This window comes from Microcoleus sp. FACHB-SPT15, assembly GCF_014849525.1.
In the GTDB taxonomy this organism is placed as follows: domain Bacteria; phylum Cyanobacteriota; class Cyanobacteriia; order Cyanobacteriales; family Coleofasciculaceae; genus Symplocastrum; species Symplocastrum torsivum.
The window spans coordinates 473,160-496,398 of sequence record NZ_JACJNU010000053.1 but is presented as its reverse complement, the minus strand read 5'-3'; the positions used below and the strand labels follow the sequence as shown (position 1 = coordinate 496,398).

Annotated in this window: 14 protein-coding genes; 7 read left to right on the top strand and 7 right to left on the bottom strand. The window is 45.6% G+C overall.

From position 1 onward, the window contains the following. Nucleotides 1-21: 21 nt before the first annotated feature. Genes H6F98_RS21265 through H6F98_RS21255 form a run of 3 tightly spaced genes read right to left on the bottom strand, consistent with a single transcriptional unit; the run spans nucleotide 22 to nucleotide 2,111 of the window. Nucleotides 22-603, bottom strand: coding sequence for a carbonic anhydrase (locus tag H6F98_RS21265; RefSeq protein WP_192220681.1), 582 nt, complete (start codon nucleotides 601-603; stop codon nucleotides 22-24). Beyond that, a complete protein-coding gene (locus H6F98_RS21260) occupies nucleotides 604-1,428 on the bottom strand; it encodes a DUF2182 domain-containing protein (protein ID WP_192220680.1) in 825 nt (274 codons plus the stop codon). Between the two features lie 5 nt (nucleotides 1,429-1,433). Further along, on the bottom strand, nucleotides 1,434-2,111 hold the full coding sequence (locus tag H6F98_RS21255; protein WP_313929909.1) for a DUF1326 domain-containing protein: 678 nt from the start codon (nucleotides 2,109-2,111) through the stop codon (nucleotides 1,434-1,436). A 499-nt stretch (nucleotides 2,112-2,610) separates the two neighbouring features. Here H6F98_RS21255 and H6F98_RS21250 point away from each other — a divergent pair, with 499 nt between their 5' ends. Continuing rightward, a complete protein-coding gene (locus tag H6F98_RS21250) occupies nucleotides 2,611-3,660 on the top strand; it encodes a Fe(3+) ABC transporter substrate-binding protein (protein WP_192220679.1) in 1,050 nt (349 codons plus the stop codon). A 109-nt stretch (nucleotides 3,661-3,769) separates the two neighbouring features. Here H6F98_RS21250 and H6F98_RS21245 read toward each other — a convergent pair whose 3' ends face one another. Both H6F98_RS21245 and H6F98_RS21240 read right to left on the bottom strand, forming a co-directional pair. Further along, nucleotides 3,770-4,282, bottom strand: coding sequence for a pentapeptide repeat-containing protein (locus H6F98_RS21245; protein ID WP_192220678.1), 513 nt, complete (start codon nucleotides 4,280-4,282; stop codon nucleotides 3,770-3,772). A gap of 3 nt (nucleotides 4,283-4,285) precedes the next feature. Further along, nucleotides 4,286-5,995: an iron ABC transporter permease gene (locus tag H6F98_RS21240; protein ID WP_192220677.1), complete on the bottom strand. Its 1,710-nt coding sequence runs from the start codon at nucleotides 5,993-5,995 to the stop codon at nucleotides 4,286-4,288. Nucleotides 5,996-6,898: 903 nt separating this feature from the next. Between H6F98_RS21240 and H6F98_RS21235 the strand changes: the two genes are divergently transcribed. Then, nucleotides 6,899-9,208 (top strand): inverse autotransporter beta domain-containing protein, encoded by a 2,310-nt coding sequence (locus H6F98_RS21235; protein WP_192220676.1) that lies wholly within the window; start codon nucleotides 6,899-6,901, stop codon nucleotides 9,206-9,208. Between the two features lie 178 nt (nucleotides 9,209-9,386). After that, a complete protein-coding gene (locus H6F98_RS21230; RefSeq protein WP_192220675.1) occupies nucleotides 9,387-10,796 on the top strand; it encodes a CHAT domain-containing protein in 1,410 nt (469 codons plus the stop codon). A gap of 8 nt (nucleotides 10,797-10,804) precedes the next feature. Here the strand turns inward: H6F98_RS21230 and H6F98_RS21225 are convergent, their stop codons facing one another. Beyond that, nucleotides 10,805-11,566 carry an SPOR domain-containing protein gene (locus H6F98_RS21225; RefSeq protein ID WP_192220674.1) on the bottom strand — a complete coding sequence of 254 codons (762 nt, stop codon included), beginning with the start codon at nucleotides 11,564-11,566 and terminating at the stop codon, nucleotides 10,805-10,807. 98 nt (nucleotides 11,567-11,664) lie between these two features. On the opposite strand from H6F98_RS21225, the gene mnmA reads away from it, so the two are divergent. The 4 genes from mnmA (at nucleotide 11,665) to H6F98_RS21205 (ending at nucleotide 18,142) form a co-directional block, all read left to right on the top strand. Further along, nucleotides 11,665-12,735, top strand: coding sequence for a tRNA 2-thiouridine(34) synthase MnmA (mnmA, locus tag H6F98_RS21220; protein WP_313929908.1), 1,071 nt, complete (start codon nucleotides 11,665-11,667; stop codon nucleotides 12,733-12,735). A 162-nt stretch (nucleotides 12,736-12,897) separates the two neighbouring features. Beyond that, nucleotides 12,898-14,079, top strand: coding sequence for a sulfate adenylyltransferase (sat, locus tag H6F98_RS21215; protein ID WP_192220672.1), 1,182 nt, complete (start codon nucleotides 12,898-12,900; stop codon nucleotides 14,077-14,079). A gap of 395 nt (nucleotides 14,080-14,474) precedes the next feature. After that, nucleotides 14,475-16,973, top strand: a complete 2,499-nt coding sequence (locus H6F98_RS21210) for a caspase family protein (RefSeq protein WP_192220671.1) — start codon at nucleotides 14,475-14,477, stop codon at nucleotides 16,971-16,973. Nucleotides 16,974-17,170: 197 nt separating this feature from the next. Then, nucleotides 17,171-18,142 carry a polyphosphate kinase 2 family protein gene (locus H6F98_RS21205; RefSeq protein WP_192220670.1) on the top strand — a complete coding sequence of 324 codons (972 nt, stop codon included), beginning with the start codon at nucleotides 17,171-17,173 and terminating at the stop codon, nucleotides 18,140-18,142. A 76-nt stretch (nucleotides 18,143-18,218) separates the two neighbouring features. Here H6F98_RS21205 and H6F98_RS21200 read toward each other — a convergent pair whose 3' ends face one another. Beyond that, nucleotides 18,219-22,829: a TIR domain-containing protein gene (locus H6F98_RS21200; RefSeq protein WP_192220669.1), complete on the bottom strand. Its 4,611-nt coding sequence runs from the start codon at nucleotides 22,827-22,829 to the stop codon at nucleotides 18,219-18,221. Between the last annotated feature and the right edge of the window lie 410 nt (nucleotides 22,830-23,239).

Sequence of the window (23,239 nt, the reverse complement as noted above, 5' to 3'; positions counted from 1 at the left end):
GGCTTTTAAAAGTATTACCGCTTACAATGCCTTGCCAATTTCTGTAGCTTCTGGAACCTCAATTAATCGTCCAGTTTTAACGTCATAGAGGTAGCCATAAATAGGAATTGAACTAGGAACTAAGGGATGGGAGCGAATACGCTCTACATCTGCACAAACGCTTTTGGCTTGGTCACCAATCGTCAACCAATCAATAAATTCACCCTCAGTTGATCCTGAACCATCACCGGAGTCACGCCAACCGTTCTTATCGATTGATGCTGTCTTTAAGCTGCTTGCCAGCAAACCCCGCATAATCTGGTCTGTGAAGGTTTCCATCCCACAATCGGTGTGATGAATGACAAACCATTCTTTGGTACCGAGCAACTTGTAGGAAATGACTAACGAGCGAATTGCATCATCGCTAGCACGTCCACCCGCATTACGAATCACATGAGCATCCCCTTCAGCGAGTCCCGCAAACTTAGCAGGGTCAAGACGGGCATCCATACAGGTGAGAATCGTAAAGTGTCGTCCGGGTGGCATTGGTAACTGTGCTTTTTCACCAAAGCTTTCAGCGTAAGCTTGATTTGCCGCTAAGACTTCTTCGTGAACTGCGCTCATCTAAGCATGACCTCCTAACAAATCTGGCAACCAATTGGGATGAAGCAATACCAGCACTCCCCATACCAGGAAGGCAACACCAATCACTGGGACAAGTTCACGTCCACGCTTCCAAGTCCGCTCTAGTGTCATCACGGCTGTCAGGACAACCATCCAAGTGAAATGCCCCACTCCAACCGCGAACATCACCAGCATTAATGCCCAACAACAACCCAAGCAATACAAACCGTGACGAGTGCCTAAGTTCCAGGCGGCTTGTAACCCTCGCTGATAGTGGTGGGTGAGAAAACTTAAAGGGTGGCGACAGGCTTTTAAACATTGCTCTTTCAAGCCACTAAACTGAAAGCCCCCAGCTAGCAGTAGGGTAAAACCCGCAATAATCCAAGGATGCTGATGTAGCCAAAACCAGTGATACAGCAGCCAATGCAATCCCATATCTCCAACAAAGGCAACAATGGCAAATCCTGTCCAAACGGCGATATAGGCACCCAAAAATGTCAGCAACACTAAGCGAGGCTGAGGTTGTTCGCGACTCGCTCTAACAAATAAACGCACGAGTGGTAAGGTACTTGGCAACATCATTGCAGTTGTCATGACCTGCCAAGTTGCTAGAAAAAGTAGTAACTTCAGTGGGAACGGTAAGGGATGATGTTTAATCAGTGCATTGTGGTGCAGAAGATGCTCTTGTCCTGTGGCAGCCGCTAGAAGTGTAAGAACCCAAGCCACGAGGATTACTCCGCAAAGGATTGCTACGTCATTGTTGAAAACATTGCTCAATGCTGGCAACCTTGAAGCAGGTTCCACCTCTGATGGTTTTCCTAACATGGTGCCTATTCCTCAAACTGGAATAGACCTTGGATTGCATTTCGACCGTTGTATTCCCAGGTGAGATTAAATTCTGGTATGTTTACCCGATGTACTGAGGCTTTTGCAATGTAAGCGGGAGAACCGGGAATCGTACTGAAGATGCTATCAATCATTTTGGTTGGCTTGCCGTCTGGTCCCCGATAAGGTTCCATTTCGCTGACTAAGACATCGCCAATTTTGATTGTCCCTCGTCCTTCTTGAATGTTGTACTCAATCGGGGCAATTCGCACATCTAGCACATCACTCACCAATTTTGCGACATCTGCGATCGCACCCCCTAATTCCCCATTGAAAACCTTTATCAACGCCTGTTGCTGTTCTGGTGTTCCCTTGCCATCCACATAAACAACAGCACGCCAGTTCCCCGCCAAGACATTCCCTGGAATGTAGACAATCTTGACCAAGGTTAACCCCGACACATCAATTCCCAAAATCTCGCCTTTCTCAACGTGGTAGGCGACGAAGCTATCACAAGCGCCTCCATCTGGATCATCCCCAATCCAACAGGGACAGGGAGCATTACAAGAGCAAGCTTCCAGAATTTGCCCTTCTAACTTATAAGTTTTGGTTGCCGTTGCCATTTTTGCTACTCCCTCAGTGAGCAATACAAGTGTGCAGGGAAAACCCTTGGGTACCGCCACAGCAGACCCCTTAGACCAATAAAACTGGAATTTATCCACAAACCCCAGTAATTCGATCGAATTAGCGTATTTTAAATTGGTTAAAGGAGTATTGCACAACCTGCGGCTAATTCGCAAGGGGAGTTATAGCAAAAGGCAGAGGGCAGAAGGGATGCATATTGACGGGTCTTGATTTCAGTATTTGGCGAGAGTTAGGAGTCGCCAATGCAACTGCTATATTTGGATGTTTTAGCGAAAGCGAACTCGCTGCAACTCTCACTAAGGTCTTCCCAGACGTGATCGCTTTACTGGAAGTTTTATTAATTAAGCTAGAAAGATTGACAAAAAGCATCAATTAGTATCAAGGGTTAAGGTAGTGAATTTCCCTTAAGGTCGATAAGTAATTGCAGTTAACTATCAAGAATTAATCGCATTAGCAGTACAATACACCGAGGTAGATGACTGTATCAGCATCTACTCAGTAAGACAGTTAGTTAAATACGAGAAAACCTTATTGACGATGAAAATCACTAGACGCTTCTTACTAGCGACAATCACAGCGTTGATTGCCGTGGTAGTAGGGCACTTTAGTCATCCAAGTCCCGTAGTCGCTCAGCAACCTGTCATCAACCTTTATTCGGCACGTCACTACGACACGGATAATGCGTTGTACGAAAGCTTTACCCAAAAGACAGGCATTAAAGTCAATCTGGTGGAAGCGGAAGCCGATCAATTAATTGAACGGATCAAAAGCGAAGGAGCAAACAGTCCAGCGGACGTGTTCATCACGGTTGATGCGGGGCGTCTCTGGCGGGCGAAGGAAGAAGGTATCTTGCAGCCTATTTCTTCACAAGTGCTGAACTCTGCCGTTCCGGCGAACCTTCGCGACCCTGATGGCTCTTGGTATGGACTCTCGAAGCGGGCGCGTGTCATTATGTACAACAAAGACAGAGTTAACCCGTCACAGCTATCAACCTATGAGGCATTGACTGAGCCGCAGTGGAAGGGCAAAATCTTGGTGCGCTCGTCTAGCAATATTTACAACCTATCACTTGTTGGTTCGATGATTGAGTCTTTGGGTGCCCAGCCAACTGAACAGTGGGCGCGTGGTTTGGTCGCTAACTTTGCAAGACCACCGGAAGGCAATGATACGGCTCAAATTAAAGCCGTGGCGGATGGCGTTGGCGATATTGCGATCGCAAATACCTACTACCTCGCTCGTCTGATGAAATCAAACGACCCAGCAGACCAGGCAGTTGCCCAAAAAGTTGGTGTATTCTTCCCCAATCAACGCGATCGCGGCACCCACGTCAATATCAGTGGTGGTGGTGTGGTGAAGACTGCCCCTAACAAGGAAGGCGCAATTAAGTTCTTAGAACATCTAGTCAGTCCAGAAGTTCAAGAAATGTTTGCCAAAGGTAATAACGAATACCCAGTTGTAGAAGGTGTTCCTGTAGACCCTGTTATTGACGCTTTTGGTAAATTCAAATCTGATGCAACCAATGCAGCCATCTTTGGTAAAAATAATCCAGAAGCACTCCAACTAATGGATCGCGCTGGTTGGAAGTAGAGACGTTGCGGTAAAACATCTCTACTGTTTCAGGCAAATAAGGCGTACCTCTAATCGGGTGCGCCATTTTATTTATAGGCGATGAGCTTTAGCTGCGACTTGCATTGCGTTATTTTTTAACTGAGCCATCAGGCATAATTGCCCCACTAAGATTAGCGCCATCAAGCTTTGCCCCTTCGATTTTTGCCTCACTCAGGTCAGCATCCTTCAGATTGGCATTATTAAGAATAGAACCACTTAAATCAGCACCTCTTAGGTACGCCTTACTAAGATTTGCCCCAGTAAGGTTTGCCCCAGTGAGATTTGCTGATGCTAAGCCTGCGCCACTGAGGTTAGCCCCACTGAGGTCAGCGCCATCAAGCTTGGCGCTATCTAAAAAAGTACCACTGAGATTTGCGTTGTTGAGCTTTGCACTACTGAGATTGGTGTTGTTAAGCTTTGCACTGCTGAGATCAGCACTAACTAGGTCAGCACCATTAAGGTCAGCCTCATTAATTTCACAACCTGGACAACTTTTTGTTTCTTTTAATCGTGCTGTGGATTTTTCCAGTTCACTTCCTTGTCCTCCACAGCTTGCAAGAGTGAGCAACAAAAGTAATAGACAAAAGTAGTTTCGTTTCATGATTCAGCTATTGGTTTGATGAGTTCGAGATTCAGCAATTCTCAAACTTAAAAGAATGACCGGAATAATCCCGACAACAACGATCGCTAATGCTGGACCTGCCGCTTCTGTCAGTCGCTCATCGGATGCTAAATTGTAGACTCGCACAGCTAGCGTATCAAAGTTGAAGGGTCGAATAATTAAGGTTGCTGGTAATTCCTTCATCACATCCACAAAAATCAGCATTGCTGCTGTTAGCAAGCCACCCCACATCATTGGTGTATGCACTTTAACTAAGGTACTTGCAGGACTGTGACCCAGCGATCGCGCGGCATCATCCAAACTCGGCTTGATTTTCCCAAGACTTGCCTCAACGGTGCTGAAGGAGACGGCGAGGAAACGTACTAGATAAGCAAACACCAAAGCCGTAATAGTACCGCTTAGGAGTAAGCCTGTTGAGATTCCAAAATTTGCCCGCATCCAAGCGTCGATCGCATTGTCAAGTTTCCCAATTGGGATGAGGATACCAACAGCAATCACCGAACCGGGAATAGCATAACCCATTGAGGCAATCCGGGCAGCAAACCGCATCGCCATATTAGACCGCAGTCGTAACCCGTAGGCAATTACAATTGCGATCGCAACTCCTAACCCAGCAGTAATAACAGCCAGGATGAAACTATTTCGAGCAAAGCCCCAAAAACGTTCATCCAAAGTAGTCGAGGCATTCTTGAGAGTCATTTCTAGTAAGATGGCAGCGGGTAGCCCAAAGCCAAGACTCACTGGCACCAAGCAAGCAAACCCAGCGCCGATAGCCCGTATTCCCCGCAGTTGATAGCTTGGTAGTTGGCGGTAACGGCTGGTGGATTGGTAGTAGCGACGCTGACGACGTGACCAACGCTCAAGCAAAATTAGCCAGAGGATGAATAACAAGAGAAATGCTGCCAGTTGTGCAGCGGCTTCTCGTTCACCCATTCCGAACCAAGTGCGGTAGATTCCAGTGGTAAAGGTATCAACGCCAAAATACTGCACCGTCCCAAAGTCATTTAGGGTTTCCATCAGCGCCAACGCCAAACCTGCCATAATTGCCGGACGTGCCAGGGGTAAGGCAACAGTTGCAAAACTGCGCCAAGGGCCACAGCCGAGGCTTCGACTCGCTTCTAAGGTACAGACTGACTGCTCTAAAAAGGCAACACGCGCTAATAGATAGACATAGGGATACAGTACCAAGGTCAGCATCGCGATCGCACCCCCAACGGAGCGGATGTTGGGAAACCAGTAGTCTCCATAACTCCAACCGAACAAACTACGCAGTGCCGTCTGCACGGGTCCAGAGAATTCTAAAAAGTCTGTGTAGGTGTAAGCCAGAACATAGGCAGGTGCAGCGAGGGGAAGTAATAGCGCCCATTCAAATAGGCGACTTCCAGGGAATCGGCACATGGTTACCAACCAGGCTGTTCCTACACCAATGACTAAAACACCGCATCCGACACCAATCATCAACCAGAGTGAGTTGAGAATGTAACGGGCTAATACTGTCTGGGCTAAGTGCTGCCAAATCTCCCTAGAGTCAACAAAGATGTTGCTCAAGACAAATAGCACGGGCGTTGAGATGAGAAATGCGATCGCTACAACCAGAACAGTCCAACCACTGGGACGCACAAGTTGCCCCACCAACTGACGGGCGAGATTTACAGGGGCGGTAGAGGCTGGATATCGAGTGGGTTTTTCCATGACTATTCAGCCCTGTAATTGGAGATGAGGGTACTTTGACACCCACTCCATGAGCCATCTACACAATCTTTATGAGAATTTATTTCAAAAACCACTTTACTATAGAGCGAAAATTATTGCTAATTACTAACAATAGATTATTAAGTATTGCTTGTGTATTCAGGGATTTTATGAATAAATGTCCTAAAACTTCAGATTAATTCTTGACAATTACAATGGTTGATATTGCCAGATTATCCCAAAAAATGATAATTACAAAAATTTTATTTTAAGTAAATAATTCTGAATCTGTTATCAAAAAATGAGTTGACGGCTTTAAGAATTATATATTTTTGTTACTGACGCAGGATATAAATAGTCTTTAAAAGGGTTGTGCAAAGAGACAGACTTCTAGTTTTCACAGATTATTCACAATTAAGGAATAAGGTAGTTATTTCAAAAAAGCTACGAGGACTTACACAGGAATCTAGGAAATAACTTTTGAGTCCTCGTTTGAAAGAAAAACCAATACTAAAACAGGGGCATCTGATCAGATACAACTTCTCTTTGCACAAAATATATCTCAGTATCAGCAGCAAAGCATTTTTTAATTTATTTTTTGCAGAGAGCTTAATCCAGCTTATAACTTGCTGTTAAAATCAATAGTTTCTTGCATAAAAGAAGCACCAAGTGCCGATAAATACTTAGCTGATTAAGAGCTAAATATTACAAGGATTACCATCTTGGTCTGGATCATGTCAGTAATTTATTGGGTGCTTCAAAAATTATGTTGTCTAAAAATAGGATAGTTGTATGCAGCCCAAAGAGTTAAAAAAATATAGATATGAGCTAAAAATTAACCTCTGTAAAAGAGTTTCTTCTATAAAGGCTAAACAAAGACAATCAGCTAATACAGAACATCTGTTGGTTGGACTACTAATATTTTTTGCACAGGCTCAGATAGCTAATGCTCAAGCGGATTTATCTAGAGAAACTGCACCTATTTTCACTCCCCGTTTAGGAATCGGCTACACTTCTGAGGAGGCTAGCATTGAAAATTTCTTTACATTTGAAAGCTTTTTCCCATTACAGCAAACTTTAGGAGGTAACCTCACCTTCTTAGAAGGAAAGTTACTCCTATCAACGCCTAACCGTGCATTAGGTGGGAATGTAACATTAGGACACCGCTTCTTTGACCAGTCTGCAAACCGAATTTGGGGAGGCTACCTTTCATACGACTACCGCAACACGGGAAGTGCTGTTTTCAATCAACTTGGAGTGGGTATTGAATCTTTAGGTGAGGATTGGGATTTTCGGGCAAATGCTTATCTTCCCTTGAGTAACACGCGATCGCAAATCTCTCAAACATATCCTGGCACAGTTTTCTTCGAGCAGAACACTCTGCAACTAGACCGAGTAAGCCAATTTCAGTCAGCGTTAGCAGGTTTTGATATGGAAGTTGGCACACGGCTAGCATCCTTAGGAGACGGTTCTTTGCGTAACTATCTAGGCTTGTACTACTACAATGGCGAGGGAACTTCAGGATATTTAGGTATTAGAAATCGCTTGGTTGGTGAGCTTAGTAATAATCTAAGATTGGGTCTAACTGTGCAAAATGACTCCCACTTTGGTACCAACGTAGTTTTCGACATAGGGATAAACTTTGGCGGCATCCAACGTCGTAATCCTAGGGATAACCAGCACCCTTTATTAGTTCGTCTAGGTGAACCCGTTGAGCGACAAGCGAGCATTCTTGTAGACAATCAAACAGTTAGAGACTCAGAACCAGCAATCGACCCCAGTACGAATCAGCCGTTTCGATTCCAGCACGTCAACTTAGAGTTGTCAACCGTTAGTGACCTCGTTGAGAATCCCTTGGGGGGAGTAGCAATTAACACTGGTACGTTTGAGAATCCATTTAGTACAGTGGCAGGGGCACTAGCTGCATCTCAACCCAATGATCTTGTTTATGTGCAATCAAGCACAAATGCTAAAATTCCTTCTTTTGTGCTTCCAGAAAGGGTGTCAATTTTGTCAAATGGCCCCGTGCAATTGCTCGATACAAACCAGCTAGGTAGTGTGCAGTTGCCCCTTTCTGGTACAGGCATCTTGCCAAGGGTAACAGGCGCTATCACTTTAGGTGGCAATCAAACTGTTTCTGGATTCGCAATTAAGACAACTGGACGATCAGCTATCCGAGGAACTCAAATCAGCAATGTAACGATTCAAGACAACACGATTAATTCGTTATATGAAGGCATTTATTTAATCAATGCGATTAACCCAGTCATTGCTAACAATAACGTTGATGGAAGTATCTATCTTCAAAACGCTACTGGTACCGCAACTGTAGTGAATAACACGGTTAGACACACTGCTACTGCTAATCCTGTAGAATCTTATATCCATGTCCGAAACGATCAAGGAGAGCTTAATATAGCGATCGCAAGAAATACAGTTGAAGGTAATCCTAGCTTACGGAACTCCGACGGAATAAATATTAGCGTTTGTACTGAACAGATACAATGTACCAGTCCAACTCGCTTAAGTGTCCAGATTCTAAACAATACTGTCACGAATCTCGGTAATCCCGCTCTCATACCTAGAGGTAAGGCAGACGGAATTGATTTTAACCAGGGAAACTATGCTCAGGTAAATACTATTATCAGTGGCAACACGATTCAAAACATTGAGGATAGAGCGATTACGATTAGAAGTGTTGCAGAAGGAGAGGCAGTTCAGCTAACAGGCACTATTTCCTCTAATCAGATTAACAACTTCCGCCGTGACGGTATATTTCTAGATTTTGTCGGTTCTTCAACTGTAGAGATAAGTACTTCTGGAAACCATGTTTCCAACCACAATTACCCTGACAGTATAGGCATTACAGCACTAACAACTGGCACTAGCCAGCTTCAACTACTACTTGAATCAAATACCGTAGATCAAGCGGATATTAATGCAATTTACATCCACGCTACTGATAGTTCCAAAATCGATACGAGTGTTCAGCTTAACTCCTTAACGACTGACAATTTAAAAGTAGTGTCGAGTGAAAATGCCAATTTGTGCTTGCAACTAGACAGTAACATCAGCAACGCAAGTATGAATTTGACACAGAGAGATTTTTCTACCTTCCACAGGGAAAGCCATGTGTCAGAAATAAATACCCAGAGAATTAACTCTAAAGGAACCCTAACTGAGGTACCTCGAAGAACTTGTGGTTGGCCATGAAGCAAATTTAACTTGGAAAAGACAAATTACTAGCCACGCTGCACTAACGTTTGTTTTTGCTTTGCCTCAGTACAAGATCTTCACAAAGGTTGATACCTTCGGTAGTAGCTCTGGGGGAAGATAATTGTTAGATGTCACGAGCTTCATTCAGGCATTCACTTTTAAGAGTGAGGTAGCTATGAAATTAGTAGTAAGACGTATTAGCGTATTGCTAGCTGCCCTATATCTCATCGGGAGTAATAACACACAATTAGTACACGCACAAATACTTATCTCCACTCCCAATAAATCTAGCAATAGTTCTCTTGCTCAAAGTCCTGCCCTTCTTGCACAAGCGGCTCAGTCCTCCGATATACAAAGGACTCTTGACCGAGGAAAAATTGCTGAGGCGGTACTCCTCATTGAACACAACTGGGTAAAAAAATTTGAAGCTTATTTTGGGAGAAACTTTCCCAACCACCCTAGGACAGTCGAGCAAGCCGCAGATACTCTAGGCAAAATCGCCACTCAAACAGGGAAAAAGCCTGCCCTCATCTACATCGTTCCTCAACCACAACACCTAGAACTTGTATTAGTTACTCCAGAGGGCGAACCCATTCACAAGCGCATCTCGGCAGCGAACAAGGAAGCATTACTTCAGCAAGTGCAAGGGTTTACAAGCTCGATTGTAAACCCGCTTCGGAGGAACACAAACCGCTATCTTCCACCGGCCCAGCAACTTTATCAGTGGATGATTGCTCCCCTAGAGGCAGAACTCGAAGCTCAAAACATAGATACGCTACTCTTCTGCCTGGGGCCGGGATTGCGTACTATGCCAGTGGCAGCTTTGCATGATGGGCAACAGTTTCTGGTGGAGAAGTATAGCTTTGCCCGTATTCCTGCCTTTAACCTGATCGATACAAACTACGCTCATCTAGAAAATTCCCAAGTTCTAGCAATGGGTGCATCAGAATTTAGGGATGAAGCCTCCTTACCCGCTGTACCTGTAGAGTTATCGACCATCACGAACAATCTATGGCAGGGTGAATCCTTCCTCAACAAAGAATTCACGCTGGCTAATCTAAAGTCGCAACGCCAACAACAGCCGTTCAAAATTATTCATCTAGCCACTCATGCCTCTTTTGAGTCTGGAGTACCGAGTAACTCCTACGTTCAGTTTTGGGATGCCAAGCTGACACTTGAGCAGATGAAGCAGTTGCAGTGGAACAACCCATCTGTAGAGTTGTTAGTGCTGAGTGCTTGTAAAACGGCGATAGGAGATGAACAAGCTGAATTAGGCTTTGCTGGGTTAGCGGTTCAGACAAGTGTTAAATCAGCGATCGCAAGTTTGTGGAATGTCAGCGATGAAGGAACTTTAGCATTGATGACGGAATTTTATCGGGATTTGAAAACAGCACCCATTAAAGCCGAAGCCCTCCGCCAAGCTCAGCTTGCGCTTCTCAACGGGCAAGTGAGCCTAATAGATGGTCAGTTAAACACTTCTGGAGGACGTATTCCTCTGCCACCAGCACTAGCAAAAATTGAGAACCAGAACTTTTCGCACCCCTACTACTGGGCGGCTTTTACAGTAGTTGGTAGCCCTTGGTAGAGAAAAAGCTACTGTCCGAAATAGACTCGTGCATCCATTCCAACTGAGCGGAAATAACTACTCCATCGGTCAGCATCGCCCCGATTACCAAAGGGACCAACGGCAACGTGTGGTCCTCTTGGGGATTCTCGTTGTGTGACTGAACCCCGTCTAATCCCCAACTGAACAACCTGGGCAGCAATATCTGGTAATTCCCCTGCGTCTGCGGGAATGACAACGAAATAGGACTGATCTAGGCGACGTTCCCGTGTGTTGCGATCGCTAATTTGTCCTCTAGGATTAGCGGAACCACCAGCAGTAATTGCAGTGACTCGTGCCTGAAACCCTTGTGCTCTCAAGTCCCGGACAAGGGACTGAGCATTAAATTCATCAGCAAACACACCAGCTTGAATCACGCCCTCATCCTGTCGCACAAAAGCCTCTGGTTCAATTCGTTGAACTTGCGACAACAGTAAAGGACTATCCCCAAAAATATCGACTCGGTAGAGCCTTAACGCTGAGTCACGAGTGTTTCTAGGCTCAATGGGTGAGTTTGGTGCGCGAAAATCTAACTCACGTTCTGGACGTGCATCCGGAAAAGCTGGAGGGGAACTCGGCGTATTAAATGATGGAATGGGTGAAGAGCTTGGTGGCGGTAACTCGTCAAAAATTCGAGGGTCTGGCAGACGTTGCTGGGCAACTGTCGTGGATTGAAAAGCGATAAGCCAACTTCCAACCAGTAAAATCGGCAACCCTGAAACTAAAGTGTTTGTTAATGTTGAACGCCTCAATTCTGAACTCCTTTCAATACGTGACTTTTAACTTTTGACTTGCTTAACACGTCTATACTTTGTGGATGTTAGCCTAGAAGAGGCAGTATGTTTCAAGCGTGTTACGTCTAGATTTCATGAATAGAGTCGTTGTCGGCCTCTCTGGTGGCGTTGATAGTTCCGTTGCTGCCGCCACCCTGCATCATCAAGGATACGAAGTTGTTGGTCTGACCCTTTGGTTAATGAAAGGAAAGGGTCAGTGTTGCTCTGAGGGGATGGTCGATGCGGCGTTTATTTGTGAACAACTCGGCGTTCCCCATCATATTGTTGATAGTCGTGAGGTGTTTCAGCATCATATTATTGATTATTTGGTTACAGGTTATGAGGCAGGAATTACACCATTGCCCTGCTCTGCGTGCAACAAGACGGTGAAGTTTGGCCCAATGATTAAGTATGCCCGTGAGCAATTAGGGATTGACAAGATTGCTACAGGTCACTATGCCCGGATTAGTTATGATGCGGCAAGCGATCGCTATCAATTGCGTAGGGCGGTGGACTTGACAAAAGACCAGTCTTACTTCCTGTACGACTTGACGCAAGACCTACTCGCTGGCTCAATATTTCCCTTGGGAGAACTCAAGAAAACCGAAACGCGACAGCTAGCAGCCGAGTACAAGCTCAAGACAGCAGATAAGCCAGAAAGTCAAGACTTGTGCTTAGTAGAGTCGCACGGCTCAATGCGGACATTTCTGGACAAGTACATTTCCCAAACCACGGGTGATATCGTTGACGCGGACGGGAAGGTTTTGGGTCAACATCAAGGGATTCACCACTATACAATTGGGCAGCGTAAGGGCTTAGGAATTGCGGCGGCCCAAGCGTTGTATGTGATTGGGTTAGATGCAGGACGTAATCGGGTTATAGTAGGCGATCGCACTTGTGCTACTCAGTCAGAATGTACAGTAGGACGAGTCAACTGGGTATCGATTAGCGCACCGATTGCTCCCATCCGTGCCTCTGCACAAATCCGCTACCGTTCTCCGGCTGTGCCTGCCAATGTGATTCCCCTAGAAGGCGATCGCATGAAACTAGTCTTCGACGAACCACAGTTCAGCATCACTCCAGGACAAGCCGCTGTTTTATATGACGGCGATATTGTACTGGGTGGCGGAATCATTGAGCGGTTTTGAAGAGGGAATTGGGAAGAGGACATGGGAAACAAGGAGAAAAAATCTCCCTTGTCTTCCCTCTTTTAGACGATCTATGATAAATCTCTTTACACTCTTGGGATGAAAAGTTATCAAACTGAGTTAATTTCAAGGAGTTGCAGTTAACACAGAAAGAGGATTATTTTGAGTCATCATCCAGAGGGCATCGCTCCCCACGGCGGTCAATTAGTTAACCGCATTGCTACACACAATCAGCGGCATGAATTTTTAGAGAAAGCCGACTTCCTACCCAGAGTACAGCTTACTAAACGGGCAACATCTGATTTACAAATGATTGCGATCGGAGCATTAAGTCCGCTTACTGGCTTCATGGAGCAAGCTGATTATGAATCAGTCGTAAACCAGATGCGTCTAGCTAACGGTTTGCCTTGGTCAATCCCAGTAACGCTTTCGGTGGAAGAAGAAATTGCCAACCCCTTAAAAGAAGGTAGCTTGATTCGTTTGGACGACACCAACGGCCTTTTTGTGGGTGTCTTAGAACTGACTCAGAAGTATCGCTATGACAAAATTCATGAGGCGGTTAATGTTTACCGAACAGATGACGAAGCACACCCTGGTGTCAAGGTACTCTATAACTACGGAGACATTAATCTAGCAGGTTCTGTCTGGTTACTGCATCGTGACCCCCATCCCTTGTTTCCAGATTATCAAATCGACCCCGCTAAGTCCCGTGTACTGTTTCAAGAGAAGGGTTGGAAAACAATTGTTGGCTTCCAAACCCGCAATCCCATCCACCGCGCACATGAGTACATCATCAAGTGTGCGCTGGAAACTGTCGATGGTTTGTTTCTTCATCCCCTAGTTGGGGAAACGAAAAGCGATGACATCCCGGCTGAGGTACGGATGCGTTGCTACGAGATTATGCGGGAGCGATACTTCCCAGAAAGCCGAGTGATTTTGGCAATCAATCCAGCCGCGATGCGCTATGCCGGTCCTAGAGAAGCGATTTTTCACGCCCTAATTCGCAAGAATTACGGCTGTACTAACTTCATTGTCGGGCGCGACCATGCGGGTGTCGGTGACTATTACGGGACTTATGATGCTCAGCACATCTTTGATGAGTTTGAGCCAGAGGAACTGGGTATTGTGCCAATGAAGTTTGAACACGCATTCTACTGCAAGCGCACCCAGCAGATGGCAACAACGAAGACTAGTCCTAGTGTGCCAGAGGAGCGAATTCATCTGTCCGGGACAAAAGTGCGGGAGATGTTGCGTCGGGGCGAATTACCACCTGCGGAATTTTCACGACCTGAAGTGGCGGCAGAATTAGCTAGGGCTATGAATATCACGACGTATGAGATTTGAGCAAGTACTGTGCTGAAGTATGGGGGAAATAGTGGAGAAGGTAGGGCAGAAATTACTCCCTCACCTCCCTCATCTCCCTTAACTAAGTCCCATTCGGTTAAAGGGGAAAGGAGCAATTCATTCCTTTTCTCTTTCCTTAGCTGTCATCACTTTGGTACAACACAGTGCAACTTCGCACAACGGATGTGATTCAAGTTATAGTTGTGCCTTCTACCCTGGAGCCTTCTGCCTTTTGCTATATATTTTGAAGGTTGCTAAAAAGCCTGGTACTATTAGGTTTTGTAGTTTGAATTTTTGAATTTTGAATTGCTTATCAACCCCTCTAAGATAATGCAAATTACAAAATCGACATTCCTGGTAGGCTGATAGCTGATAGCTAATAGCTGATAGGTGATATGGGACTTGATCGGCGTACTTTTTTGCAACGGGCTGGATTAGCACTAGCATCACTAGGTATCAGTGAAGCGGTGCTATCACTCTTGGGTGATAAAAGCTTAGCAGTGCCTCTGTTCGATCGCTATTTTCAGGCACTGGCTCAATCAGGTGGTCGGAAGTTAGCGCTACTTGTGGGAATTAACCAATATCCTCGTGGCACAGCGTTGGGTGGTTGTGTCACAGATGTGGAGCTGCAACGGGAACTCCTGATTCATCGGTTTGGCTTTAATGCCAGCGATATCTTAACACTGACGGATAGCCAAGCAACCAGGGAGAATATTGAAACTGCCTTTATTGAGCATCTGACTGAGCAAGCCAAAGCGGGTGATGTGGTAGTCTTCCACTTCAGCGGCTATGGGAGTCGCGTCAAGATGGCTTCGCCCAGGTATGAGGTACGAGGCGAGAGGCAAGAGGAAGAATCTGGCTTACCTGTTGCTTATGAAGTAAACAGCTTAGTACCAGTCGATAGCCTCCTGGCAACCAAAGGAGTACCAACTGCTAACGATTTGCTTGAAGAAACACTGATTTTGCTGCTGCGATCGCTTGCTACCGACCACGTTACTACAGTATTGGATACCAGCCATAATGAGACTGAAAGTGTCCTTCAAGGCAATCTTCGCGTGCGCTCTTGCCCCAATCCTCCGGCAGATAGTCCCTCTCCGGCAGAACTTGCTTTTCAAGAACAACTTCTAAGCCGTCTCAATACATCCTGGGAACAACTCAAGAAGCCCAAAAGTCAAAATCAACAACCAGGGATTGTTCTCGCCGCTGCTGGTCCAAGCCAACCCGCTGCTGAGGCGCAGTGGAATGGCTTCAGTGCTGGCTTATTTACCTACGCTCTAACTCAGTATTTGTGGCAAGCTGCACCTGCAACGACGGTTCAAATTAGCCTGAGTCGTGCGGCTGGGATGGTCAATCAGCTAGTCGGTAAAGAGCAGCAGCCTCAACTTATTACTCAAGAACGTATTCATCAGCCCTTGCTGGCGTATTATCTGCCACCTGACCCTAGCATTGGCGCAGATGGTGTCGTGACGGTTGTTGAAGAGAGTGGTAGGAGCGTTCAGTTGTGGCTAGCTGGCTTACCTGCGACTGTTTTAGAGTACTACGGTGCTAATTCTTTATTTACCCTGTCTCGTCAAAACGCGATCGCATCGCTCCCTTCGGAGGCTGAAGATAACAAAGAACAGGGAAATTTCACCCCCTTAACTTCTGCTAAACCTCCACAACTCCTAGTTCGCTCAAAAGAGGGTCTCACAGCAAGAGCGCGGATTATTAGCCATAGTATTGCTGATAATTCCCAACTACAGGTTGGACAGTTGGTTCAAGAAGCTGTCCGGGTGTTACCCCGCAATCTTGGTCTTACTATCGCCCTGGATGCATCACTCGAACGAATTGAGCGGGTGGATGCAACGAGTGCTTTTGCTAACGTTCCCTCTGTCTCTTCGGTGGTAGTTGTGGGGGAACAACCTGCTGATTATTTGTTCGGAAAGGTATCGTTAACGCAAGTCACTGATTCTGACCCTACTCAGACAGATGGTGATGATTCCTCAATCAGGGCAGAGGGTTATGGTCTATTTTCCCTTGCCCATAATCCGATTCAGAATACAACTGGGGAAGCTGGAGAGGCAGTGAAGTCAGCGGTCAATCGGCTCATCCCAAAACTGAAAACATTGCTAGCGGCAAAATTGCTGCGTCTAACGGCTAATGAAGGGTCGTCCCGTTTGGGCATCCGAGCCTCAATAGAAATGATCGCCCCAGAGCAAGTTGTGGTGATGCAACAACAAACACTACGGGCGGTTTCATCACCCAAACAATGTCCTCCTTTGTGTGATTCTCCAAAAGCAGGAGGGGGAAAGGGTTTAAGGGCATTAGTGGATAAAAAGACGGCACCTGACTTAGCAACTCCTTGGGCAGAGGGAAGTGTTCCAACGTTGCCGATTGGCAGTCGCATTCAGTATCGGCTCGAAAACTATAGCGAGTACCCAGTGTATTTCATGCTAATTGGTTTGGATACTAGCAGCAGTGCGATCGCTCTTTATAAAATTCAATCCTTTCAGGAAGCACAATTCTCGGAAAATAAGCCACCCTTAAAAAATGCAGTAATCGCACCCGGAGAAACTCTCGTGTTACCCCAATCTTCGGCTGATACAGATTGGGTTGTCCCTGGCCCTGCCGGACTTGCAGAAATTCAATTGATTTGCAGTCGCGCTCCCTTCACTAAAGCGGTGGTGGCACTAGAAGCCGCAAAGCGTCCTAAAGGAGAAGGAGATCGAATTGGTGATTTATATAACCCCTTGGAAGTAGTGCAGGCAGTGCTGCAAGACTTACATAAAGCCAGTGCCATGCAGATGGCAACAACGTCGTCCTATGCGCCAGACTCTATCAGCTCAGTTTCCGACACCTATGCGCTGGATGTAAATGCTTGGGCAACGCTGAGCTTTATCTATCAAGTGGCATAAATTTCCAAAGCAAGATGTATTTGGAGTCTCGGCTCAATGAGCTTGCTTTACCATGAAAACAGAAATAGGTTCCCGGATGAAGGACGTTGAGGAAGCACGCTAACTTTTTCTAATTGTTCGTGGAAGTAGTAGTTTTGCCGCTGTTGAGGATAGCTACAGGCTTGCTCGGCTAATCATCCAAAGTATCAGGAGGTATCATGAGCAAACAAAGCAAATCATCAAACAATTGGGCAACACCAGTCGATGGAATAGCTGAAGCCGAAGCACCGAAAACGAAACAATCCGCCGAAAAAGCTGAAACTGAAGCGGCAAAAGTGACGGCACCAGAGAAAGTTGTCGTAAACAATCCGCCCCCTCAACCCAATTATCCTAGCTATCGAGTGCTACCAGGTAAGCCCATCAGCTTATCGGATTTCGATCCCAATGGCTCTGAACACTACAAGAAAAAGAAAGACGTTGAAGCGGAACTTGAAAAACACCGTAATCGTATTAGTAAGCTACAAGAGCGCTTGTATGCAGAGAACCAGCGCAGCTTACTAATTGTGCTGCAAGCCATGGATACCGGAGGGAAGGATGGCACAATTAAAAACGTTTTTAGCGGCGTAAACCCTCAAGGATGTCAGGTTTGGTCGTTTAAAAAACCTAGCGCCGAGGAGACAAGTCACGACTTTCTGTGGCGCTACCACTATCGCGCTCCACAGCGTGGCATGATTACCATCTTTAATCGCTCCCACTACGAAGATGTCCTGATTGTGCGTGTCCATAACTTAGTCTCAGAGGACGTTTGGCGGAAGCGCTATCACACCATTAATGAGTTTGAGCAAATGCTCACCTTCAACAACATTACGGTAGTCAAGTTTTATCTCCACATTTCCAAAGATGAACAAAAGCGGCGGTTGGAAAGTCGCTTAGAGAACCCAGACAAGCGCTGGAAATTCTCCAGTAGTGATATCCAGGAACGGCGCTTGTGGGCTGACTACCAGTTGGCGTTTGAGGAAGCGATTAATAATTGCTCAACTGACTATGCTCCTTGGTATGTTGTACCAGCTAACAATAAGTGGTATCGCAACTTGGTAATTGCCCGTACACTTGCTGACACTCTTGAGGCAATGAATCCACAATATCCACCTGCGGAAGAGGATTTGGAGAAGATCGTAATTTCTGATTAGAACCAGGCGAGTAGCTAATTGTTAATTGCTTCTGACATACCTACGCGATCGCATATTTAGTACGTTTTACCCAAAATCACTTCTGGCTAATGCCGTCGCAGAGAGTGCGATCGCTCTGTTCAAGCTTAGTACTGGTTTTTAGATAGTCCCTCATTCGTTGGCAACTAAGGGCTACAAGATTATTTAAGTCAGATAGACCCTCTAGGCGGCGAATCGTAATTTCCTGTTCACTGGCGGAGGTAAATACCTTACTATCCGAGCTGAAGTTCAACCATGATACCTCAGAAGTGTAGCTACTGAGGGTTGTAATCAGAGTGCTATCTCGATGCCAAAGTTTGACCGTCTTGTCAGCGCTGGTTGAGGCAAAAATTTGGCTATCCGGGCTGAAACTCGTCTGCTCAATATCAGCGCTATGGGTGAGCGTACCCAGTAGATTACCAGCAAGGTTCCAGAGCCTTGTTGTTTCCTGACTGATGAGAGCAAAAGTCTGACCGTCTGGGCTGAATATCACATAAGCCTCTCGGAAAGAAGTTGCGTTTACAAAACCCTCATTTTTTGTAATCAGGCTAGCAACCAAAGTGCCATTAGCTTTCCAGAGCTTTACTGAACTCTCATCTGTTGTCACAAGCGTTTGACCATCAGGACTGAGAGCCACTTTTACAGATCCCTCGCTTTTTGGAATTAAGGTGGTAATAAATGTGCCATCCATCTTCCAAAGCTTTACCGAATCATCTTTGACGCTTGTAACGAGAGTCTGCCCCTTTTCGCTGAAACTCACGCTTGCCGTACTGTCAATTTTTTCAACTAAGGTAGTGATAAGAGTGCCGTCAGCTTTCCAGAGCTTTATCGGACCATAAGAATCTCCATTCCTAATGTTTGTCACCAAAGTCTTCCTATCGGAGCTAAAACTCACGTCCACATAAACATATCCCTGGCTTTCACTTTTTCCTACCAGCGTGGCGATTAAAGTGCCGTCAGTTTTCCACAGTTGTACGGGACCGTAAGAAGCTTCATCACTGACTACTGTCACAAGCGCCTGACTATCGGGACTTGGATATACCTGCGTAGAACCCTTACTGTTGTTGATAAGAGTGGCAATTAAAGTCCCATCGGTTCGCCAGAGTTGAGTTGGACCGTTTTCTGTCGTTGTTACGAGAGACTGACCATTTTCGCTATAAACGGCTTGGTTAAATCCCTTACTTTTTTCTTCGAGCAAGGTAGCAATTGGTGTGCCGTCAGCCTTCCAGAGCTTTGTAGAACTATCATTGCTTGTGACCAGAGTCTGATCGTCTGGGCTGAAGTACACTCGTCCATCTCCCTCATTTTGGTTGATGAGGGTGGCGATCAAAGTGCCATCAGCACGCCACAGTTGTGTCGGACCGTTTTTATTGGCTGTGGCAAAATATTGGTTTTTAGAACTAAAATCTATGTCAGTTAAGGAATCTACTGTCAAAGTTGTCAGTAAGGGATTCTCTGGATTCCAGAGCTTGACAGTTCTATCGAAACTGGCTGTAGCAATTGTCTGACCATCAGGACTAAACCTCACGCGCACCACCAACTCATTGTGTCCTGTAAGGGTCGCGATCAAAGTACCATTGAGCCGCCAGAGTTTGGCTGTCTTGTCACTACTAGCCGTAGCAATTGTCTGACCGTTGGGACTGAACTCTATGTCGAAAACCGTTTCATCATGACCTTTGAGGGTGGTAATCAACGTGCCATCAAGTCGCCAAAGTTTAGCCGTTTTGTCAATACTAGCGGTAGCAATTGTTTGACTATCTGGGCTGAACTTTACATCTATAATCCACTCATCATGACCGTTGAGGGTGGTAATCAACGTGCCATCAAGCCGCCAAAGTTTAGCCGTTTTGTCAACACTAGCGGTAGCAATTGTTTGACTATCTGGGCTGAACTCTATGCCGGAAAGCTCTTTGTCATGACCTTTGAGCGTGGTAATCAAGGTGCCATCAAGCCGCCAAAGTTTAGCAGTCTTATCGCCACTAGCAGTAGCAATTGTCTGACCATCTGGGCTGAACTCTATGCCAGAAAGCTCTTTATCATGACCTTTGAGCGTGGTTATCAATGTTCCATCAAGCCGCCAGAGTTTAGCAGTCTTATCGCCACTAGCGGTAGCAATTGTCTGACCATCTGAGCTGAACTCTATGCCGGAAAGCTCTTCATCATGACCTTTGAGGGTAGTAATCAATGTTCCATCAAGCCGCCAGAGTTTGGCAGTGTTGTCAAAACTAGCCGTAGCAATTGTCTGACCATCTGGGCTGAATCTCACCGTGTAAACTCCTTCATCATGACCTTTGAGAGTGGTAATCAAAGTGCCATTAAGTCGCCAGAGTTTGGCAGTGTTGTCATTACTAGCAGTAGCGATTGTCTGACCATCGGGGCTGAAGTGAAGATCCCAAATCCAATTTTGATGACCCTCAAGACGGTTACGTTCTTTAATCTGGTAAAGGGATTGCTGTAGCGCCGTCACCACCTTGCCGCGAAGCTCAGTATTATTCACACCCCAGTTAACAGCTTTTAGTTTTTTCGCAGCTCTCAAACCAATCAGTAGAGCTTCAAAGTTTTCGCTCAGAGCAAATCGGGCTTCTGAAGATGCTACTAGTGACTCAATTTCACCTTTTTCAGCTCTTCGCTGACTGCTCCGTGCTTGCTTATACTGAATAACAGCAACCACGCCAACTGCAAAAGCAACCACCGCTACAGCACTTACCAAACCAAGCAGCGACCTTAAGATAATGACCTGACGTTTTTCCCGTTTTTGGGCTGCTTCAATTGCCTCCCCACTCGCTGTAATATAGTCCTTCTGTAAAGGAGTTGCGGCGGGTGGTTTCTTTTGTTGCTCAGCTTCCTGTAACCAGTTTTGGGCAATGGCAAATTCACTCCCCCTTAACAGCAAGTCAGCACTTTTATCTTTCTCGTTCCATGCGATCGCCCTCTGCGACCATTTTGTATGATGGCGTAAATGTTCCCTATCCGTATCAAGCGTTCTCACCAACTGGTTGAAATTGGCATTAAAATCCCGCTCACTGTGCTTAAAATCAATCCACTGCACCTTCCTTAACTCCGGATGCAGCTCATCTGAATTCACCTGCCGATGCAGCACCGTCACAAACCGCTTATTCAACTGCGCTGCATACTCCACCTCTTCAGCACAATAGGGCGAATTCACAGAACGAGGCGAGAGAATAAACAAAAAATTATCGCAAGCTTGAATTCCCTGCTTTATCTCCTGGGCAAAATCCGCCCCCGATGCAATACTTTCTTGGTCAAACCACGTCGTTTTCCCCTGAAGTTGCAGTTCATCATTGAGCCTCCGAGCAAAATCCGAATCTGCACGAGAATAGGAAATAAACACATCTAGTGATATTGCAGGCGGTTGCCGCAGACTTTCCTGAATAAATTTTTCCTGTAGCGGTGTCGGCAAATGCTGCTTTCTCTGCTTCGCCACCTTTAACCATGTCTCGGCACTCCGCAGGTTATACCCCCGTAGCAGAATAGTGGGATTGTAGTGCTGTCCTTCCCACTTGAGCGCTTTAACAAGCAGAACCTTATGCTCGTTGTAGTAAGGCGCATCCTGATGCAAAATCTTCAACAGTTGGCTTTCATCGAGAAGGTAGTCTTCTTCCCGAACATTATCTGCGAGGTCAATATAGTGCAAATTCCGAAGTTCACGCGGCACTAACATTAGATTAGTTTCTCGCACCCGCACAGGAATTATTCGCTTGTTCAACGACAGAGTATACTCCAGTTCTCGTTGACAAAAATCTGAAATGACTGAGTCAGGCGAAAGCAGATAGACTACATTATCCGCTTGTTCGATCCCCCGTTTAATCGCCTCCTCAAACGCTTCCCCCGTTTGAATATCCGTCTTATTCGTCCAAACTGTAATGCTTTCTCGCCTCAAGCTATTGCGAATCGGCTCCATCGTCGCCCTATCTGCATCCGCATAGGAGATAAACACCTGAGTCATCAAGTTGTTGGCATTCTTGACGCTTTCAGTGATGTACTCGCAATGCAAATCGGTAGGAGTACAAGGCGGTTGCTCATCCTTAAACCGTATCCTCAACCAAGTTTCTGCCTGTTGTTTCTCTTCTCCTATTAGCAAACAGTTTGTTTGTTTTTGATGCCGTTCCCACTCCAATGCTCTGGCTAAAAAATGGGTATGATCTTCGACATAATCAGCATTCTTGCGGAGTAAATCAATCAAGCCTATAAAAGATGTCTCAAAATCATCTATACCCTCTCGGAAATACACCCAGTTAATCTTGCCAATCGCCGGGTGCATATTCTGAAAACTCGTATGTAACCCTTTCCCTTTGTACGCTTCCCACTCCTCAGTCGTGCCATTGAGGAATCTCTGCTGCCAAGTTTCCTGACTAATTTGCTCGACGTGCAACAGTGGAATAATACGTTTATTGCGCTTAAGTGCTAGCTCAATTTCTTTGCCACAATAGGGCGAATTGATGGAATGTGGTGCAATGATAAACAGGAAATTATGCGCTTTCTCGATACCGTCATCAATTTGATTCTGAAAATCAACTCCGAGGGGAATATCATTTTGATCAAACCAAACCTTAAACCCTTGTTCTAATAATCTCGTATGAAGTTTAGTAGCAAAAGCTTTACTATCGGCTCGTCCGTATGAGATGAAGGCATCGCAAAAACTATTCATTTTGAAGCACCCGTACTTTTTTAACTGACGCAGCGTCAAAACACTGGTTAACGAAATGCGAACTTTATCCAAACAGTAGGTGGTAAAGTTAGCTCGTATTACAGCCTAGTTAGGTCTTTTTCCTTAATGGGACTTAAACAAAAATTGAGAGCTAATGAAAGTACCCCTTTTTTGTCACCCTAGGCGATCGCAAACGCTGAAAGCCTGATAGGCAGAAGTTATCCAGTCCCATAACACAGAGATTGTTTTAACAAGACATAGAAATATTGAAAACTAAATTTGCATCTGAGCTTTTACTATTACACTCAGATGCCATGCAAGAAAAGAAAAAATTTGTGAAAAATTTATGAGCTTATACCGCTGTCTCCAAACTGAAATTTTGTAGCAGTCTCAGCAAGAACAGCCCAGAG

What these genes read in the sequence shown, in the direction of transcription:
- H6F98_RS21265 (WP_192220681.1), bottom strand. Translation starts at nt 603, where the DNA reads ATGAGCGCAGTTCACGAAGAAGTCTTAGCGGCAAATCAAGCTTACGCT.
- H6F98_RS21260 (WP_192220680.1), bottom strand. Translation starts at nt 1,428, where the DNA reads ATGTTAGGAAAACCATCAGAGGTGGAACCTGCTTCAAGGTTGCCAGCA.
- H6F98_RS21250 (WP_192220679.1), top strand. Translation starts at nt 2,611, where the DNA reads ATGAAAATCACTAGACGCTTCTTACTAGCGACAATCACAGCGTTGATT.
- H6F98_RS21245 (WP_192220678.1), bottom strand. Translation starts at nt 4,282, where the DNA reads ATGAAACGAAACTACTTTTGTCTATTACTTTTGTTGCTCACTCTTGCA.
- H6F98_RS21240 (WP_192220677.1), bottom strand. Translation starts at nt 5,995, where the DNA reads ATGGAAAAACCCACTCGATATCCAGCCTCTACCGCCCCTGTAAATCTC.
- H6F98_RS21230 (WP_192220675.1), top strand. Translation starts at nt 9,387, where the DNA reads ATGAAATTAGTAGTAAGACGTATTAGCGTATTGCTAGCTGCCCTATAT.
- H6F98_RS21210 (WP_192220671.1), top strand. Translation starts at nt 14,475, where the DNA reads ATGGGACTTGATCGGCGTACTTTTTTGCAACGGGCTGGATTAGCACTA.
- H6F98_RS21205 (WP_192220670.1), top strand. Translation starts at nt 17,171, where the DNA reads ATGAGCAAACAAAGCAAATCATCAAACAATTGGGCAACACCAGTCGAT.
- H6F98_RS21200 (WP_192220669.1), bottom strand. Translation starts at nt 22,829, where the DNA reads ATGAATAGTTTTTGCGATGCCTTCATCTCATACGGACGAGCCGATAGT.